The sequence below is a fragment of the Microcoleus sp. D2_18a_D3 genome, from assembly GCF_036702455.1.
GTDB lineage: Bacteria > Cyanobacteriota > Cyanobacteriia > Cyanobacteriales > Microcoleaceae > Microcoleus.
Window position 1 is genome coordinate 34325 of record NZ_JAUBTK010000013.1, and the last position, 18535, is coordinate 52859.

11 protein-coding genes are annotated in these 18535 nt (G+C 46.2%); 6 read left to right on the forward strand and 5 right to left on the reverse strand.

Annotated elements, in window-relative coordinates:
- The first annotated feature begins 38 nt into the window (after nt 1–38).
- Nucleotides 39–755, forward strand: a complete 717-nt coding sequence (locus tag QUB06_RS08695) for a DevA family ABC transporter ATP-binding protein (RefSeq protein ID WP_333434960.1) — start codon at nt 39–41, stop codon at nt 753–755.
- Between the two features lie 116 nt (nt 756–871).
- Here the strand turns inward: QUB06_RS08695 and QUB06_RS08700 are convergent, their stop codons facing one another.
- The 3 genes from QUB06_RS08700 to QUB06_RS08710 form a co-directional block, all read right to left on the reverse strand.
- Nucleotides 872–1927, reverse strand: a complete 1056-nt coding sequence (locus tag QUB06_RS08700; protein WP_333434961.1) for a glycoside hydrolase family 104 protein — start codon at nt 1925–1927, stop codon at nt 872–874.
- Between the two features lie 102 nt (nt 1928–2029).
- Entirely contained in the window at nt 2030–3295 is a 1266-nt protein-coding gene (locus QUB06_RS08705; protein WP_333434962.1) for a glycosyltransferase family 1 protein, read from the reverse strand.
- Between the two features lie 565 nt (nt 3296–3860).
- Nucleotides 3861–4778: a YihY/virulence factor BrkB family protein gene (locus tag QUB06_RS08710; RefSeq protein WP_333434963.1), complete on the reverse strand. Its 918-nt coding sequence runs from the start codon at nt 4776–4778 to the stop codon at nt 3861–3863.
- Between the two features lie 114 nt (nt 4779–4892).
- Between QUB06_RS08710 and QUB06_RS08715 the strand changes: the two genes are divergently transcribed.
- From QUB06_RS08715 to QUB06_RS08725, 3 genes are all read left to right on the forward strand, one after another.
- Entirely contained in the window at nt 4893–5978 is a 1086-nt protein-coding gene (locus QUB06_RS08715) for a hypothetical protein (protein ID WP_333434964.1), read from the forward strand.
- 517 nt (nt 5979–6495) lie between these two features.
- On the forward strand, nt 6496–7389 hold the full coding sequence (locus QUB06_RS08720; RefSeq protein ID WP_333434965.1) for a CNNM domain-containing protein: 894 nt from the start codon (nt 6496–6498) through the stop codon (nt 7387–7389).
- A gap of 118 nt (nt 7390–7507) precedes the next feature.
- Nucleotides 7508–7699 carry a hypothetical protein gene (locus QUB06_RS08725; RefSeq protein WP_333434966.1) on the forward strand — a complete coding sequence of 64 codons (192 nt, stop codon included), beginning with the start codon at nt 7508–7510 and terminating at the stop codon, nt 7697–7699.
- Nucleotides 7700–7811: 112 nt separating this feature from the next.
- Here QUB06_RS08725 and QUB06_RS08730 read toward each other — a convergent pair whose 3' ends face one another.
- Both QUB06_RS08730 and QUB06_RS08735 read right to left on the reverse strand, forming a co-directional pair.
- Nucleotides 7812–8375 carry a DUF7638 domain-containing protein gene (locus QUB06_RS08730; RefSeq protein WP_333434967.1) on the reverse strand — a complete coding sequence of 188 codons (564 nt, stop codon included), beginning with the start codon at nt 8373–8375 and terminating at the stop codon, nt 7812–7814.
- Nucleotides 8376–8715: 340 nt separating this feature from the next.
- Complete coding sequence (locus QUB06_RS08735) at nt 8716–15714, reverse strand: FkbM family methyltransferase (RefSeq protein ID WP_333434968.1); 6999 nt, start codon at nt 15712–15714, stop codon at nt 8716–8718.
- A 358-nt stretch (nt 15715–16072) separates the two neighbouring features.
- Between QUB06_RS08735 and ftsH3 the strand changes: the two genes are divergently transcribed.
- Both ftsH3 and QUB06_RS08745 read left to right on the forward strand, forming a co-directional pair.
- The gene (ftsH3, locus tag QUB06_RS08740) at nt 16073–17911 is read left to right on the forward strand and encodes an ATP-dependent zinc metalloprotease FtsH3 (RefSeq protein ID WP_006633639.1); all 1839 of its coding nucleotides are present in this window, start codon (nt 16073–16075) and stop codon (nt 17909–17911) included.
- A gap of 147 nt (nt 17912–18058) precedes the next feature.
- Nucleotides 18059–18421, forward strand: coding sequence for a nuclear transport factor 2 family protein (locus QUB06_RS08745; RefSeq protein WP_333434969.1), 363 nt, complete (start codon nt 18059–18061; stop codon nt 18419–18421).
- Nucleotides 18422–18535 lie beyond the last annotated feature (114 nt).

Consider the following 18535-nt stretch of genomic DNA (forward strand, 5'->3'; position numbering starts at 1 on the left):
GGTTTATTCTTAAATCTCAAACCTCAAACCAATAAGTTATGAATTATACTACTCTCTACCCAACAACCAACGCATTAGAGATTTCTGCACCTATAATTTCCGCGCACCAACTCGACCACTACTTCGGTCAAGGTCAACTGCGAAAACAGGTACTTTTTGACATTAATCTCGAAATTAAAGCAGGTGAGATTGTCCTGATGACGGGGCCTTCTGGTTCGGGAAAAACTACGCTTTTAACTTTGATTGGCGGACTGAGATCCGGTCAATCTGGAAGTCTCAAAATTCTCGGTCAAGAAATGTGCAAAGCAAGTTCAGACCAATTGGTAAAGGCGCGACGCAAAATAGGCTACATTTTTCAGGCGCACAACTTGCACCGGAGTTTGACGGCGCTGCAAAACGTGCAGATGGGTTTGGAAGTTCACGGGAATTTGTCGCGTTCTCAAATGCGCGATCGCTCTGCAAAAATGCTAGAGTTAGTAGGACTGGAACAGCGGATTAACTATTATCCAGATGATTTGTCAGGGGGACAGAAACAAAGAGTTGCGATCGCCCGCGCTTTGGTCAGTCAACCGCAAATTGTTTTAGCGGACGAACCAACAGCCGCCCTGGACAGCAAATCCGGTCGCGAAGTGGTGAATTTGATGCAGCAACTAGCCAAAGAACAGGGTTGTACTATTTTGTTAGTAACCCACGATAACCGAATTTTGGATATTGCCGATCGCATCGTTCACATGGAAGATGGAAAATTAGCCTAATTTTTAAATTTCCGAAGAATAGACATCACCCATAACTACCCCATTTTCAATTTTGGATGTCAAAATTTAATCCAAAATTGCCAAAGCCCAATCTAAACTCGTCCTGGGACTGTTGACTAATTGCTAACAACTAATCCTTGCCGATAAATCCCCAAATTTTGCAGGTACATTGCTTCGAGTTTGGGCATCGAGGATTCCACAGAACCGCCATAACGGCGAAAAGAAGGCCAGATGTAAGCGAGTTTTCTGACTGCAGCCTCCAATCGACCCGCTTCTATATCTTCTAATGCACCTTTTTCTCGGATTAACTCTATAGCCATCAAATCCTGATTTTCTGGGCTGAAATCGCGGACGCCAAATTTTTTGGCAAATCTGTCCCAAGTGGTGCTGAGAAACTGATATCGCCCCGCTGCGTCGGAACAGAGTTTTTTGCCGTAGCGACGGCCGCACCTCATTTCCCTGGGATGATCTTGAAAGCTGACAAATTTCGTGCCGGTGTACTGGATGCGGTAGCCGTCGGGGCTAGCGGTTCCTTCGGCGGCGGCTATGGTGTCGAGAAAGGCTTTGACTCGAAGTTCGGGCGCGATGCTATCGAGTCTGCTATCCTGTCTTGGATCTGGTGAATTCAGGGTTGCAGTTTCGGGCGATCGATCGCGCTCGATGTTATCCTCTCCCTTGTCTGGTGAATTGAGGGCCGTAACTTCCTGCTGGCGTTTCGGGGTGGGCGAGCTTTCTGCCGAGACCGATTGCCCCCACAGTCTCGGCGTCATTCGACCTAAGAAAAAGCACAAACAGATTAATAAAGTCCAAGAGATTTTAAAACGGAGGCGTTTGGACAGTTGCCTGCGCTGCTGCACAGGCCACCCGTGCAGAGGGAGGGCTGCGGGTAAGATTCCCGTTTGCTGGCCGAAGGCGAACAGCGATTTCAGCGCTAGCAAGGTTTGCTTGTAGAAAGGGGGTGCAAGTTTGCGATATCTCATGGCTGCGGCGAAAGTCTCGACATCAGTCAGAGTGACTTCTGCCAGCGGTTTTTCCACAAACAGCCGAAAACGGTTGGCCGCCTGCCAGCTAAAGCGCTTGCTGCGGGGGGATTTGCGCTCCACCCATAGGCGAATTAGCTCGATGTCTGAAATGGGTTGCAGATGGCTTCCCAGATGTTCTGGCCCGTACAAGAGTACCTCCTGATATCACTTATAGTTGAAGGTTCCCAGTTAGAACGGATGAGTGAAACAGGGATCAAGGGAAACTGGCTTCAACTATACTAAGTGATACTACTAAGCGCTCACGGGGTCAAGCTCAAGGGCCGATTGTTCGAGCAGTTGAGTGTAAAGTTGACTTAGTTGGGAGGCGATGCCGTCCCAACTGAAATAGGTTTCGACGCGCTTGCGGGCTGTGTGTCCGAGTTGCTGGCGCCATACTGAGTCCATTAACAAGCGATCGATCGCATCCGCAAAGACTGCTTCATTTTTCGGCGACGCAAGCAAACCTGTTTCTTGTGGCACTACAGTATATTTGAGCCCTCCCACGTCGGAGGCGATTACGGGCGTGCCGCAGGCCATCGCTTCAATGGCGACTAAACCAAAGGGTTCGTAGTGGCTGGGAACGACGCAGACATCGGCGGCGGCGTAGTAGCCGGGGAGAATGTCTCTGCTCAAGGCGCCTGGAAAACTGGTAATGTCGCTCAGCCCGAGTTCTTCAACGATGCTGCCGATACGATCGCGCTCTTTGCCGTCGCTTTCCCCCTCACGCCACCCGCCGCCAATTATGAGTTTTAAATCGGCTTTGGGCACCGCCGACAGACTGACGGCGCGGACTAAGGTTTCTATGCCCTTGCGGGGGTCGAAACGGCCGACGTACAACACGACTTTGGTTTCGGGGGCTATGCCCAAGTGGCGGCGGGCGGTCGATCGGGCGATCGAGCCGAACCGTTCAATTTCGGTACCGCAGGGAATGATGTCAATATTTCCTTTTGAGGAAACCAGAAACCTCATGTGTTCTTTTTCTTGAGGGCTGGTAGCCACGACGCGATCGGCTGTTTCCAAAAGTGTTTTTTCGACTTGCAGCCTGGTTTTGGCAATCATCGGAATTGTCGAAACCGACTTGTATTTAACTGCAGCCAAAGAATGATAAGTGTGAACTTGCTGCAGAGGTTGCGATTTTTTCAACTCCATTCCCACCCAAGAAGACAGCCAGTAATTTGTGTGAACTAAGGGATATTGAAAGCCTGACTCTAACTGAAACTTTTGAAATTCTTGAACAAAGATTGGTAAATATCCGTAGAGTTCGTCGCGGGGAATAAATTCTTGTGGCCCTGCTACTAGCCGAATTGTCCGGCAATTCGGACTGTGCTGTACAATTCTTGCTTGTTGGCGATCGGATGAGCGGGTGAACATATCAACTTGCCACCCCTGTTTAGCCAGAGCTTCGCCTACTTGACGCACGTAAACATTTTGCCCGCCCGCTTCTTCTTTGCCAATTTCCACAGCGGGATCACCGTGTACGGATATGAGAGCGATGCGTTTTTTAGTTAATGAAATCATGATTGTTTACCAAATATTAAAAATATTTCTGGAGAAGATTGAAAGTGCAATTTTGGCTGCTGCGCCGGGACTGTCATCTTCTAGCTAATTTGTATTAAAGTGAAAACGCGGGATCGAGAAATCATCCTTCAGGGATAAGTTACAGGGAAAAATTGACAGACGACTTCCTTCTGCTGACAGAGACGTGCAGCAGATAAAACTATAGATAATTTAAATAGAAATGAACGAGGGTGAAGGGAATTTTCCGTATTCTTGCCTTTGTCAAACTCGCAGATTCAGCCATATCTAACTAGAGCCTGCTTTCAGCTTGCTGCTAGAGATGCGAGGTCAGCAGAAGGTAGAATTTTACCCCTCTGAATAAATAAGTAGGGCTTTCGAGAAAGCAGAAGTCGGTCGTCCCTAAGACCGAATGTTACAGGGGAAGCGAAAAAAAAAGCAAAGTTATTGCATTCAAAATTTTTCTTTCGTTCCGCCTTGCACCTTCTGCCTTTTTCCCTCTTCCTTCTTGCTTCTTCTGTCAAACCAGAAGTGCGAGTTTAACCTCAAATTTCCCGTTTGTCTAATGTTAAGAGTTCTTCCGATGTTTGCGTGCGGAGGGTTCCCCGTTTTCGCTGTTGAGGATATTGTTTCGCGAACCGGGCATTCTGGAGCCGTATCGGTTAGTCCAAACTTGGGTAAACTCGGCACCTAAGAAGAGAATTTGAGCGGAATAATTAATCCAAAGCAGGATAATCACGAACGATCCCGCAGCACCGTAGGTAGAGGCGATACCGCTACCTCCGAGGTAAACTCCAATTATGGATTTGCCGATCGTAAACAGCACTGAGGTGATGGCGGCGCCGATCCAAACATCATTCCAGGCAAGATGGACATCGGGCAAGAGTTTGTAAATTAAGGCAAAAAGCAGCGTAACTACGCCAAAGGAGAGAGCAAAGTCCACAATCTGCCAAATGCCGACTGGTAATTGCAGCAAGCCGTTCAACCAATAGCTGACGGCGGCTAAAATGGCACTAATTACTAAAGATACTAGCAGTAGAAAGCCTATGCCTAAAATCATGGCAAAAGACAATACGCGGTCTTGCAGAAATCCCCAGATTCCTCTTCCGGGGGGCGGTGAAACATTCCAAATAGTATTGAGGGCTTCTTTGAGATTAGTAAACACGTTGGAAGCGCCCCACAAAAGTGTAGCGATGCCGACTATAGTAGCAATCATTCCCGACTTGGGTTCGGAGGCTTTGAGGATGAGTTCTTGGACGGTTTGGGCGCCATCTTTGCCGATTAAACTTTGCAGTTGGGCGACGATTTGACCTTCGGCTGCCTCTGCACCAAAGACTAAACCGACGATCGCAATTACGATAATTAGCAGCGGGGCGAGGGAGAAGACTGTGTAATAGGCTAGGGCGGCCGCTAAGGTTGGCGCTTTATCTTCTTGCCATTCAGTAAAAGTTTGTTTGAGCAGCGATATGACTGTTTTTAAGTTCACGGTCTTTGGTTTCCTTATACTTAGCGTTCACCCAGGGATTTTAAGAGATTAGGAGTTTTTTAGCGTCGGCCACAAGATAGATTTATCGATTAGCAAATTCGGAAAATTACTTTTATGTCAGATTCCCACACAACTGTTAACAACACCGATGTAAAACAGTCCAAAAAAGCAATTTCTTGGGCTAAATTGAGCGCCTTAGTAGCGGTGGTCAATTTCTTGCTGGTGCTTTTCCATTTCAGTTACCTTCAGTTGCGCCCTGTTTATCAGAGCTTTTTTCCGGGTTTAGTTAAAATTTATGACCCGATTAAAGGCATTGATTCGAGTTTAGCAAATCCCGAATATTTGAAAAGCGCTGACCAGTTTTGGCGAATTGATACGTTTTTTATCGGTTTTTTTGGGGCGGAATTTTTGATGAAAAGTCTGTTCCACACCCGCCGTAAACCAGGGGTAACTTGGTTTGATTTTCTGCTAAGGCGCTGGTACGAGGTGTTTCTGGTGATCCCGATTTGGCAGGGGTGCCGCATTCTGCCGGTATTGGTGCGGCTTCACAAGTCGGGTTTGGTGAATCTCGATCGCGCAGTTGCTCAAGTTACCTACGAACCGGTGGCTTATTTAGCCAATACGATGTCGGAATACATGATGGTGCGGTTTATCAATCAAGCTAAAAGTTCGATCAAACAGGGCGACGCGGCGCAGATGTTGCTGGCGCAGCAGCCGTACCTTCACGTCAATCAGGAAAATACGATCGAACAAATTACCAAGCGGATTTTGGATCTGACAATTTACAAAGTTTTGCCGCAGGTGCAACCGGATTTGGAAGAATTGCTGCACCACAATTTGGAAACAACAATCAAACAGTCGGATTTTTATCAAATGCTGCAAAATTTCTCTCCGATTAACATTTTGCCTACTGAGATGACGGAACAGGTAGCGAATTATTTGGCTCAAACTGCTGTGGATGTGGTAGCTACTACTTATGAAGACGATAAAGGTAGAAAAATTCTCGATAATTTCAGCCAAGAATTTAATCAAAGTTTGCGGCGGGAATTGCAAGATGAGAAAACTCTTGGGGAATTGCAGTCGCTGCTGTCGGATTTGTTAGAAGAAGTGAAGTTGAATTACATTCAAGGCGGGTTGAAGTCCGATCCGGTGCAGACTTTTACGGAAATTAACTCGCTCCGGGGAGTAAGGGAGAGTTGATACAGCAATGAGTTCGGGCTTTTTGAATTGGATTCTTTTTTTTACTCACATCTTGCACCATTGTCAACAACAGGCAAGATGCCTGTTCCACAATAAAATTCATCTCTTGTGGAACAGGCATCTTGCCTGTTCCTAAAAAAGTAATTGAGAATGGTGCAATATCTCAGTTAAAACTGATATCTTGCACCATTGTCAAGAACGGGCAAGATGCCCGTTCCACAAAGAATGAGTCTTCTTGTGGAACAGGCATCTTGCCTGTTCCTAAAAAAGTAATTGAGAATCGTGCAATATCTCAGTTAAAACGAACCGCTTCGAGGTGCGTTAGCGAAGCGGCGCGTAAGCGCTAGGGCGCGAAGGAAGAGAAGAGAAAGAGTTTACAAGTTCTACGGGTAAGGTGCAGCCACACCTACGAATACGGGTAGTGCGGAGATCCACAATGTCTGGCGATCGATCTATCTCAATCCCCAGCTAAAATAAAATAATTAACTTAAAACATCTATCATATTATATCTCTATCTTGAACAACCTTACTTGCCTAGAAATAGAAGTCGCTCAAACAACGCTGAGATTAGCAATGTTGGCGGGCTTAACACTTTTAATCGCCTTTTTTGTGGCGTCAGAACTAGCATTAGTATCAGCCGATCGCCATCAAATCCGCCAACTTGCTCACTCGGACGATCGCCCAACCGCTAAAACCGCTGAACTCGTCCACCAAGCTCAGAACAACATACCGCATTACCTGTCTGTGACTCAAACTGGCACAACAGCAGGGAGTTTGCTGTTGGGTTGGTTGGGTGAGGGAGCGACTGTACACTGGATCGAACCGTGGATCGACAAATTGCCGATCGGTCATTTTCCCGCTATGCTGACTGCTCATTCGATCGCAGTTCCCGCAGCTTTTATCTTAGTAACTTACGTAGAAATAGTCTTAGGAGAACTCATCCCCAAAGTATTAGCAACCCACGCCCCAGAACGCACCGCTTTGCTGCTGATGCCGGCCCTCGAACTCTGCTCAAAATTACTGTGGCCGCTGCTAGCAATTCTCAACGGTACCGTGCGGCTGCTGACTGGTTGGATTACCAGTAAAGAGTCTCAACCGCTGGTGTCCCCTGCCGAGGCAACTCTCGTCCAAAAAGATGCTCATTCCGCACTAATTTCTGGCGTATGGGAAGTGACAGCAGTTAACGAAAAACTCGGGTTAAACCTGCCGACTAACCAAGCTTACCAAACAATCGCCGGATTCGCGATCCACAATTTAGGTAAAATGCCCAATCAAGGCGATCGGCTAGTGTGGGGGGAGTTGGAAATAGAAGCAGAAAGTGTAGTAGAAGGCAGTTTAGAAACAGTGCTACTGCGTCAGGTAACTCGCCCTTTGTTTGAGACTCATCAGCCAGAACTTGTGTTAAATTGATCCTAAATCAGGCTTAAATACTTCCTCGATCTATGTATGTGAGGTTGTAATTAGTCGCTCAGTGCGACAACTTACCAAAAATCGGCAAATTGCATAAAGCACAGTTTATGAGGTGGATATGCTGAAAACACTTTGGGCTACGGTTCGACAAGGGAAAATTGAACTGCTGGAGTTATCAGAATTACCCGAAGGAGCAAAAGTATTAGTAACACTCTTACCTGATGAAGAAGCTGAGTTTTGGCTTCAAGCGAGTCAAACATCACTAGATACAGTTTGGGATAATACTGAAGATTCAGATATTAGTAAATGAGCTGTAAAATACGTGAGTATGTCATTGCGAGTGAAACGAAGCAATCGCAAGGTTTATGATAGCTTTACTTCTTGTGATATACCAAAGTTTATTTACACATACCTACCTTCGCTTAATTTAACCGTTCCAAGATCCATTCATAGTGCCTCTTAAAGCTTTCTAGAATTTTCTGGGAAACTTCTGTATCTTCGATACACATTCTGATAGCAGAATCTTTACAATCCATATCACCAAGCACATAAATTCTCAGATGTTTGGGAATAGCATTGTAAGCTTCTTGCAAGCTACTTTTATTTTCTTTTGTTGGCAAGGTTAGGAATCTACCAAAGGCTTGAATACAAGTCTCTGCAACTGTTTGCTTGCCCTGAAGCCGGTTTATCGTATCTTCCACTTCTTTTACAAAATCATCAATCTCTACATAGAACTCTAAAGTCGAGTTTCCGTAGTAGAGGTGGTGACAGCTTATCCTCGCACCCTGGGGAACTTCGGTAACAACCCATCCCTCAGCAACTTTGGTTTTGAATTCCTCAAAGTTAACCAATTCCCAACAATCGATCATACCGTCCTCAAAAACTCCGATAGTTTCGGCGTAGTAGTCCCCGTTGTGTATAAATGCCGACAACCCTTTGCCTCTAATTATTTCTCCATTTTCACCGTTTCTATATAATTGAAGCATTTCTTTTGCCCTTAACAATCAAGCGTATTCCAGTAGGGAAACGGCACTGCCGTCTCCTCTTACGGACACGGCGCCGTGCCCAAGGGGTGTCAACTTAAGGTAAAACCCATAGTCCGGCAAGGGTTGAAACCCCTGCCTCAAAGCGAAAGTCCTCTCAAAGAGGACTAATGAGTTAAGAATTCTTCTTCTCAGTCCTCTTTCAGAGGACTTTCGCTATTAGACAGGGAATTCATTCCCTGGCGGACTGCCGGGTGAGCGGGAGAACTGGCGGACTAAAAGCTTAAGTTGACACTAATGGGCAGTGCCGTTTCCCTACAGATATCGCCTACTCCGCCTTCGTTTACCCCACAGCCACCTTAACGGCACCCCCAACCAACTGCTCGTAATCCTCCAACAACCACGGAGGCAAGCAAGTATTTGCATCCTGAACCCGTAACAGTCCAGGGCGACAAAACAGCATCGCCCCCAACAAATTATTTACAGCTTTAGGCGTTCCAAACCCTTTACTCAACTCAACAACCAACGAATTAAAAAACTCGCGCTCGCTCTCATTCAGCGGCTCCTTAATAAACCCGCTGCCCAGCATTGCTTTGTAACCCTTGCCAAAATCGCTCCGGTACAAAACTTCTACTTGTTCGCCGGAAACGCTCAGCCACAAATCGGCGATTTGCTTGCGAATATGCCGCAAATCTGCTATTACCAATTCAGCCGTCGGGTCTATTTCATAAAGATTGACGGCAGCAGTTAATTGATTGAGAAACTGCGGCAGATAATCTTGTGTGACAAGTGTTTGTTCTGTTGTCGCAAATGCGCTTTCAAACACCTTTTCGTAATCTTCAACCAACCACTGCGGCAAGCGGGTGCGAGCATCGGGAACCCGCATTTTTCCCGGAACAAAGTACAGCATCGCACCCAGCAGAGCATTGATAGCTTGAGGCTGCACCAACCCTTTGCTAATTTCGGTCAATTGCTGCAAAAATTTTTGTTCTGCTTCCGTCATTGCTTCTGCTTGCAAGCCACATCCGAGTAGTGCTTTATATCCCTTGCGAACTTCTCCTCGGTAAAAACTTTCGAGTTTCTCTGAAGGAAGAGTCAGCCAAAAATCAGCCATTTGTTTTCGGATTTGGCGGAGTTCCAAAACTACCGATTCGTCAGACGGATCGATGCGGTAAAGATTGACGCATCCTAATAGTTGATTCGCAAATTGTGGCGATTGAATGTATTGAGCTAGCAAGTCAGAAGTTGAATCCGACTTGGCGGCGGCTTCCGTCTCAAAAACTTGTTCGTAATCCCGAATTAACCAGTGCGGCAAACGGTTGCGAGCGTCTGGAATTCGCATGGTTTCCGGCGGGAAATACAGCATCGCGGCAAGCAAGGCGTTGACAGCTTTGGGATGCACTAATCCTTTGCTAATCTGGGTTAATTGCTGCAAAAACATTTGTTCGCTTTCGATCATGGGTTGACGTTGGAAGTCGCTCTTGAGCAGGATTTGATAGCTCTTACCTGAAGCGCTTTTGTAGGCTGCTTCGAGGTTTTCGGCGGGAACGTTCAGCCAAAAATCAGCGATTTGTTTGCGGATTTGACGCAGTTCGGATATTGCTGAGATGTTTGAGGAGTTTCTCTGATAAAGGTTGACGGTGTTCGAGAGAATCTCGTCAAAATCTGGCTGCTTGGGAATGCTATCCTGTAAGTTGCGCGATGCTTCCAGGTGGCTGCTTTGCCAGTTGCCAAAGAGTTCTTGGAATAATTTGCCGATCGCCCCAGAGTATGCCACACTGTCAAAACAAGCCGGATTAGCTTGCATTTTCTGCTGAATTTCCTGCCGTTTTTGCTGCCGCAATTGCGGGTTAGTGCCGAGGGTAACTGCTAGTTGAATGTAAGATGCTTCGTCATAAGCAATTAAATCAGGCATTTGCAGTTCCCGCAGCATCGCCGAACCTTGGCGGAACCGCAAAGCATTTCCTTCCACAACCACAGCCGGCAATCCTACTTGCAAAGGATCAATTAACGATGTGGCCCCAGCATAAGGATAGGAATCTAGATAAACATCTGCTAGCTGCAAAAATTCTTTCACATCCGCGCGACTAGGCAGTTGTTTTATGAAGCGCAAGCGGTTGTTATTGACGCCGTATTTAGCGCAGACAGCGTTCAGATTGTTGACAAAAGGTGTCGCCGGATAGGTGCGAGTCCAAGCCGGCCCGAAGGGATAGAAAATCAAGATTGAATCGGGTACAGCAGCTAGAATTTTTACCCAACTCTCTCTCAACTCCGGCAGAATTTTGTAGAAGTTGGCGCCGGAGATAAAAACTGTTGTATTGTCTGAAATCCCCAGACTTTGGCGGGTAGGTTTAACTGTAGCTATTTCCGATTCTGTTGCGTATTTGAAACAAAAACCGCTGCCTTCGAGAACAGCCAACTGTTCGCGATATTGTTCTTGATAACTAGCATCCGGCGCGGTAAATTGGCCTGCGATGTAGTAATCCATGTGCCGGATTCCGGTGGTTGTCGGGGAACAGAAAGATGTAGTTTGTACCCGCGCTAAACGGTGCATTGCTAGTGAAGTCAGCGGTTTGTTAATAGCTGTTAAATTCGTACCGAAAAACAGGATATCTAAGTCGTCGGCGCGGATTGTTTGGACTTGCGATGCAAAGTCTTTCGGGAGTGCAACCAGTTTGTCGGCGCGACTTTGACAGTATTGTTCTAATTGGTGGCCACTGGTGTTGAGCGCGTACAGGTATATCTCGAACTGGTTGCGGTTTAAATGCTCGAAAACCGGGATGGTAGCGAAGGTTTCGGTTTGGGGCGTGAAATGGTCGTTGATGATGCCGAGGCGGATTTTTGTCCGATTTGGCGATCGCGCCGGGAAGATACAATCAATGGAACTACCGCGATTTTTGAGCGAAAACTCGATTATTTCCGCCCGTTTGGTGTAAATATCGCGTAGGTTTGCCGTGGCAAAATAAAGCGGGATAAAGTTAGCAACTTGCGAGAAAAATAAGGCAATATTTTGCCAAAGTTGCGAATCGGGATTGTTGAATATATTGCTATGAATGTAATTGACCCATCCCTGGATAAATTGATAGTAGTTGTCGGCTTCTCCAACTGTTTGAAACAGGTTGGGACTGCCAAACATAAATTTGAGATAGTCATTGGCAAACCAGTTGGGAATTTGAGCGCGATCGTACTTGAGCGGCAATTGATCGGCACGTCGGTAAAGCATAGCTGCTAGCAGGTAATTGATGGCTTTTGGGTCATTAAATCCTTTGGCAATATTTGCAGCTAATTCATTAACAAAACTCTGTTCGGCGTGGGTTAGCGGCTCATCTTTAATGTCGCTCTTCAGGAGTATCTGATGTGCCTTACCTGCATCGTCGGCATAGGCATTTACCAGTTGATCGGGGGGCAGATTCAGCCAATAATTGGTAAGTTGCGTACGACATTGGCTGATGTTAGCGAGGCTTACTGGGTTAGACTGGTCTTTTTGATACTCTCCCAAGTATTGAGATAGCGAATTTAAAAGTTGCGCTATTTTGTTTTCGGGAACTAATTCATCAGCTATTAAGTGGCTATGTTGCTGCAAAATTTCCTCTGACCAACGGACTTCTTCGGGTTGGTAAAGTTGAGAGTGCAGGTGAATAATGAGAGCTCTCATTAAGTATAATTTTGCGCGAACGCTAGCCATTTTTTGGGTTCGGCTAGAGCCGTCACCGTGCTGCCTATAATAGAGATAAGGCTTAGGTAATCGATACCCTAACCAGCCTTTTTCATAGGCCGACACCCAAAATTCCCAGTCTTCACATCCCAGCTTCATCACTTTTTTCAACCCGCCTACTTCCTCGAAAATTCCCTTTCTAAATAAAGAACTAACGGGAGCTTGATTGTCTCTCAAAAACCGATTGGGATCGAAATCACCGTGGATCACTAAATCACAGTTGGCTCCGAAGTGCTGCATATCTGTATAGACAAAACCCACCTGCGGTTTTGCTAATAAAATTTCCAAGCACTCCTCTAGAAAATTCGGATGAATTCGATCGTCAGCATCTAGGAATAAAATAAACTTTCCTGACGACTGCTGAACGCCAACATTTCTCGAATCAGCGGGCCCCGTGTTGGGTTTATCTATGAGGCGAATCGATGTTTGAGGATACAGTTGAATTAAATAATTTGCGAAGTTGCTGGTATCATCCGTGCTGCCGTCATTGACAATTATGCACTCCCAGTTTTGATAAGTCTGACTGACAACACTTTCAACAGCTTCTCTGACATATTTCGCGTGATTGTAGCAGGGGATAATTACGCTGATAAGTGGCTGTGCGGGTGTGCGATAAGGTAACGCATTCAGTTCCGAGGCAAAAACCGAGACAGGAACCGAAGAAATATGTACGATCCCTCGTTGGCGGATGCCGTATTCATCCCATATTTGGTAAGCTTCTTGCTGGGATAATTGCGATCCATGTTCCAAACCTTGTTGATTTTTATAGTACAAACCGAGAATTTCGGGCAAGTGCACAATATTTTCGCTTTTGCCAATCCGCAGCCAAAATTCATAATCGCCAGCCGCCGTAAATTCGGTTCGGAAATAGCCGTATTTTTCGTGCAGCGATTTTCTCCACATCGGTTGGGAACCAATAATGCAGCGCCGTTCGAGTTCGCTGTAGTCAAAGGCTGGCCAATTCCAACGCTTTTCTGCTTGGGTTTTTGCAAAAGTATCGTTAGCTGTGCTGGTGATTAATTGGTCAGCATAAACCAGACTTACTGCGGCATTTTCATCCAAGTATTTCGCCATGATTGCTAGGGCATCGGGGCGGTGTCTGTCATCGGTATTAGCATTAGTCATGTAAGCTCCGCGCGACATTTTAATGCCTCGATTCCAGGCTGCATATAATGTCTCGCGGTCAGAAGTGCGATCGTACACAATATTCGCATATTTTGCTTGAAATTCTCGCACAACAGACTGTTCGTTTTCTTGGGAACCGCTGTCAATTACTATGATTTCGAGTTGGCCTTGTTTGTACAAGGTTTGCTCTACCAAGTCCTGCAAGCAGCCACGGATAAATTTTTCGGAATTGTAAGTAGAAACGAGCGCAGATACTTTAAAAGCCGACGGGACAGGCTGCGAATTATCAAATACTGAGCGCTCTAAATTAATTGGGTCGCTAGTTTCATATCTAATTCTCTGCTGATTTCTGTCAATCATTTGCCCAGCTTGTACAGCAACACTTGTTAGTTCTCCTTGTAACAGATTGGGATTATTGGACAGCATTTCCTGAAATTTCCGGGACAAATCCGGCTGGAAAAATCCCATGAAGTGAATTCCCATTTTTTGCCAATAATCGTTGATGTAATTCACCGGGTGTTTGATATGATACGCGATCGCAGTTTCTAAATATTTGACAGTCAACCCTTTTTGCTGAGCCATCAGCGGTATCCACAAATCCCACCAAGGGAGACCTAAGCAGAATTGAGAATTAGGAAAATGTTTTAATAATTCCTTGTCAAAGAAGAAGAAATCAAACCCCTTAGCATAAATTTCTCCCCCTGCTTTTTCGGGAGAATCAACATCAGTTCGCGAACCAAAAATTACGGCATTTTCACCTTGTTGGCAGATAAATGAAATTAAATCGCCGTCGGCTTTCAGGCGGATATCTGAATTGACTATGCCACAGATTTTTGCAGGGCGATCGCGCAAATATGCAAACATATCATCAAGATACACTAGCGGTCTTCCCGCCTCAACCCGTGCATCGCGGTTTACCGCATGAAAAGTAACATTTTCATAGATGGGCTGTAGTTGGCTAATTTCTTCGGGGCTATTGAGCGAAACAGGGGAAAATCCCAGCAATCGCCAGCTTTCGACAGCAGCCCGCTGATTGTCAATATTTCCCGGTGCTATGCTGGTTGCGATGACTGGATTGTCGATCGCATTTACAGACAAGCCACTTAAACTAAAATTGTCCCCATCTTGACTCGGAAGTGTTCTTTTGACATAAAAAGCATCTCCCCAAGATGGATGGGAAGGATTTGCCATCGCTACTCGCTGAAAGCCGTATGATGATAGAAAATCATCCACTTGGTCAATTAACGCGCACCCTTCATAAAGTTCTTCGCGATTAACTTCTGTGATAATTGCATCTATATACTTTAAAGTCTCGACAGCGCCTTGAAAAGCCAAAAGTTCTGCCCCTTGAATATCAATATTAATGATATTAAAATCCGATGAAGTGAAGGGGCTTTGTTCCAGAAGTGCGTCAAGAGTTTTCGAGATTACGGTAACTTGATTGACCTCTACCATGCCAGGGTAAATATCTTTATGCAGCTTCAGGGGCAGAATGCTGCTACTCATATCGTGGGAATTCACGCGCAGATTGACTGTACCATTTTCGTTGCTGACAGCGCAATTTGCTGCCCACACATTAGGGAGTCCAGCTATATTCTGTTTCAACCTTTCAAAGACAGAAGGGTTAGCCTCAACGAACAACACTTTTGGCAGACCCATTTCTTGATATTCCTTCATTTCTTGCCCTTCATGGGCTCCTATGTGGATGAGGCCGCGCGGGGTAATGGAGTGTTCCTGGCAAAGCTTTTGTAAGTTGAGATATCCTTTGGTTGCTATCACTTCATTGCGGCTATTGTGAGCTATTATGCCACCCGAAATATGATGTTGATTGGTCTCAAATTTCGCATAGATATCTCCCCACAGTAAGGAGTCATTGGTAGACTGTAGGTAATTGGCAAGGTGTTCCTCGGAAACCCATTCAGGAAATACTAAATTAGTTTGCTCGCCGTTGGCAAAATTGAAAAGCTTGTATCCGAGACTTTTCAGGTGGTTTATGCACTTTTTTGTATCGTCAAAAAATTCTATGGCAAACTCAAATGATATATAAGGAATTGGTGTAGATAGTCCCTGTAATACTTGATACTCGAATCCTTCAACATCGATTTTGCAAAAATGCGGACGCCCCCACACTTCGATCATCTCATCTAAGGTGGTAACTTCTACTGTAACAGTTTGATTCCATTCGTAGTTCGCAAAACGTCCTGTTTTCCATTTTTTAGAAAAAGTTGATATGTAATTGGCATCAGTACATACTGAAAGCTGCATTGTTCCTGCTTGTTCTGCCAATCCCTTGTTAACGATGACGATATTTTGATTGTGCTGGTATTTTTCGGTCAGGATGTTGACACAGTTTGGCTGGGGTTCAAAGCATATTACTTTCGCTCCAGCGGCAGCATAGATATCTGCTTTTTGCCCGATGTTTGCGCCGATATCAAAAACCAGTTGTCCAGGTTGAACAAAGTTACGAATAAAATCAATTGCCATTGATGATTTAATTGCCATTGTTTTAAATTATTTTTTTAGTGCGACAAGACAAAAGTCAAAATTAGCTGTTAGTCCACAGCTTCTTCACAATAGGCTAACTCGGCTACCAAAATAGCACAGTCGGGCGATCGCCACTTTTACAAAACCCTTGACAAATACAACTTAATATTGTATGCACAAAAGCAACCGTTAGTAAAGCACCCGCATCTCTTGACGACGCCCAGGGCTGTTCGGTTTCCACAACCTCACTTCAGACCGCCGCAGCATGGTCGGGAATCCTCACCACACAAAAACAAGTTACAATTACGTTAAGATTGATGAACATAAATAAAAATTCCCAAATCACAGGGACTAAAAATTAGGAGGATCGACCTCGGTGAATAAACGCTGGAGAAACGCTGGCCTGTACGCACTGCTGGCTATTGTAGTCATTGCCTTAGCAACGGCTTTTTTTGACAAACAGCCCCCAAGCCGCGAAGTTTGGAAGTACAGTCAATTCATTCAGGAAGTCGAAGGCAAGAGAGTAGACAAAATAAATATCAGTTCAGATCGCAGCAAAGCCCTGGTCACAGCCCAGGACGGCAACAAGGTACTCGTTAACCTGCCGAACGACCCCGAACTGATCAACATCCTGACCAAAAATAACGTAGATATTTCAGTTCTGCCCCAAAGCGACGAAGGCTTCTGGGTAAAAGCCCTCAGCAGCCTGTTCTTCCCGATTCTGCTTTTGGTGGGACTGTTTTTCCTGGTGCGGCGCGCGCAAAACGGGCCCGGCAACCAAGCCATGAACTTTGGCAAATCCAAAGCTAGAGTCCAAATGGAGCCACAAACTCAGGTGACTTTCGGCGACGTGGCCGGCATCGAACAAGCCAAGCTAGAGCTCGCAGAAGTCGTGGACTTCCTGAAAAATGCAGACCGCTTCACCGCAGTCGGAGCAAAAATCCCCAAAGGCGTGCTGCTGGTCGGCCCTCCCGGAACTGGCAAAACCCTGCTGGCAAAAGCAGTGGCTGGAGAAGCAGGCGTTCCCTTCTTCTCGATTTCCGGTTCAGAATTTGTGGAAATGTTCGTGGGTGTCGGTGCTTCCCGCGTCCGCGACTTGTTTGAACAAGCTAAATCTAACGCTCCTTGTATCGTATTTATCGATGAAATTGACGCCGTAGGCCGCCAGCGGGGCGCTGGTTTGGGCGGTGGTAACGACGAACGGGAACAAACCCTGAACCAGTTGCTGACAGAAATGGACGGCTTTGAGGGCAATACTGGCATCATTTTGATTGCTGCCACGAACCGCCCCGACGTACTGGATGCCGCACTGCTGCGTCCGGGTCGCTTCGATCGCCAAGTTGTAGTCGATCGCCCCGACTTCGGAGGCCGCCTAGAAATTCTCAACGTTCACGCCCGCGGCAAAACTTTGTCGAAAGACGTGGACTTGGAAAAAATCGCCCGCCGGACACCCGGTTTCACCGGTGCGGATTTGTCCAACCTACTCAACGAAGCAGCAATTTTAGCCGCCCGTCGCAACTTGACCGAAGTCTCGATGGATGAAGTCAACGATGCGATCGACCGCGTGCTGGCAGGCCCGGAAAAGAAAGACCGCGTGATGAGCGAAAAGCGCAAAACTTTGGTAGCTTACCACGAAGCCGGTCACGCTTTAGTCGGTGCGCTGATGCCCGATTATGACCCCGTGCAAAAAATTAGCATTATCCCCCGCGGTCGCGCTGGCGGTTTGACTTGGTTCACACCCAGCGAAGATCGGATGGATTCTGGCTTGTATTCTCGCTCTTACTTGCAAAATCAAATGGCCGTAGCTTTGGGCGGCCGCATTGCTGAAGAGATTGTCTTCGGCGAAGAAGAAGTAACAACCGGTGCGTCGAACGACTTGCAGCAAGTGGCAAGAGTAGCGCGCCAAATGGTGACTCGCTTCGGAATGAGCGATCGGCTAGGCCCTGTAGCTCTGGGTCGCCAACAAGGCAATATGTTCATGGGTCGCGATATCATGGCTGAACGGGATTTCTCTGAAGAAACCGCAGCGACGATCGACGATGAAGTGCGTTTGTTGGTAGAGCAAGCTTACCGCCGCGCTAAAGATGTACTCGTCGGCAACCGCCACGTCCTTAATGCTTTGGCAGATATGCTAGTTGAAAAGGAAACTGTGGATGCTGATGAATTGCAAAATTTGCTGGCCAACAGCGATGTCAAGATGGCGACGATCGCCTAATCGATTTTACAATTTAGATTTGGGATTTTAGATTTAATCTAAAATTTGAAATCGATAATTGGGGTGATTCTGGGATTGTCTGGAATCGCCCCGATTTTTTTGTGGGTACACAGGAAGCAGCGAAAAAAAGGATTGGAGTAGCAAACCATGATCGTCACTGAAGATAGAGCGCGTGAACTTGCACTTGAGTGGGTAGAAGCTTGGAATACTCATAACCTCGATCGAATCATGTCCCATTACGCAGAAGATGTAATTCTGATATCGCCTGTCGCAGCGCAACTGCTAAACGAACCATCTGGGACAGTGACAGGCAAAGAAGCGCTACGAAACTACTTCAAAAAGGGGCTGGAAGTTTATCCTGACCTCAAGTTTGAGTTGCTTGATGTGATGTGGGGAGTTTCCAGTGTTGTCCTTTACTACATCAACCAAAAAGGCACGAAGGCAGGTGAGTTTATGGAAGTCAGTTCAACCGGAAAAGTGACTAAAGTTGTTGCTCATTACAACGGGTAGACCAAGGTTATGCAAATGGCGGTAATATGGATGGCACAACCGAGCGATGCTGAGGCTTTACTTACTCTCGCTAGCGAGTCAAACGCAGTCCACTCGCCTGTGGTGTAAAGAAAA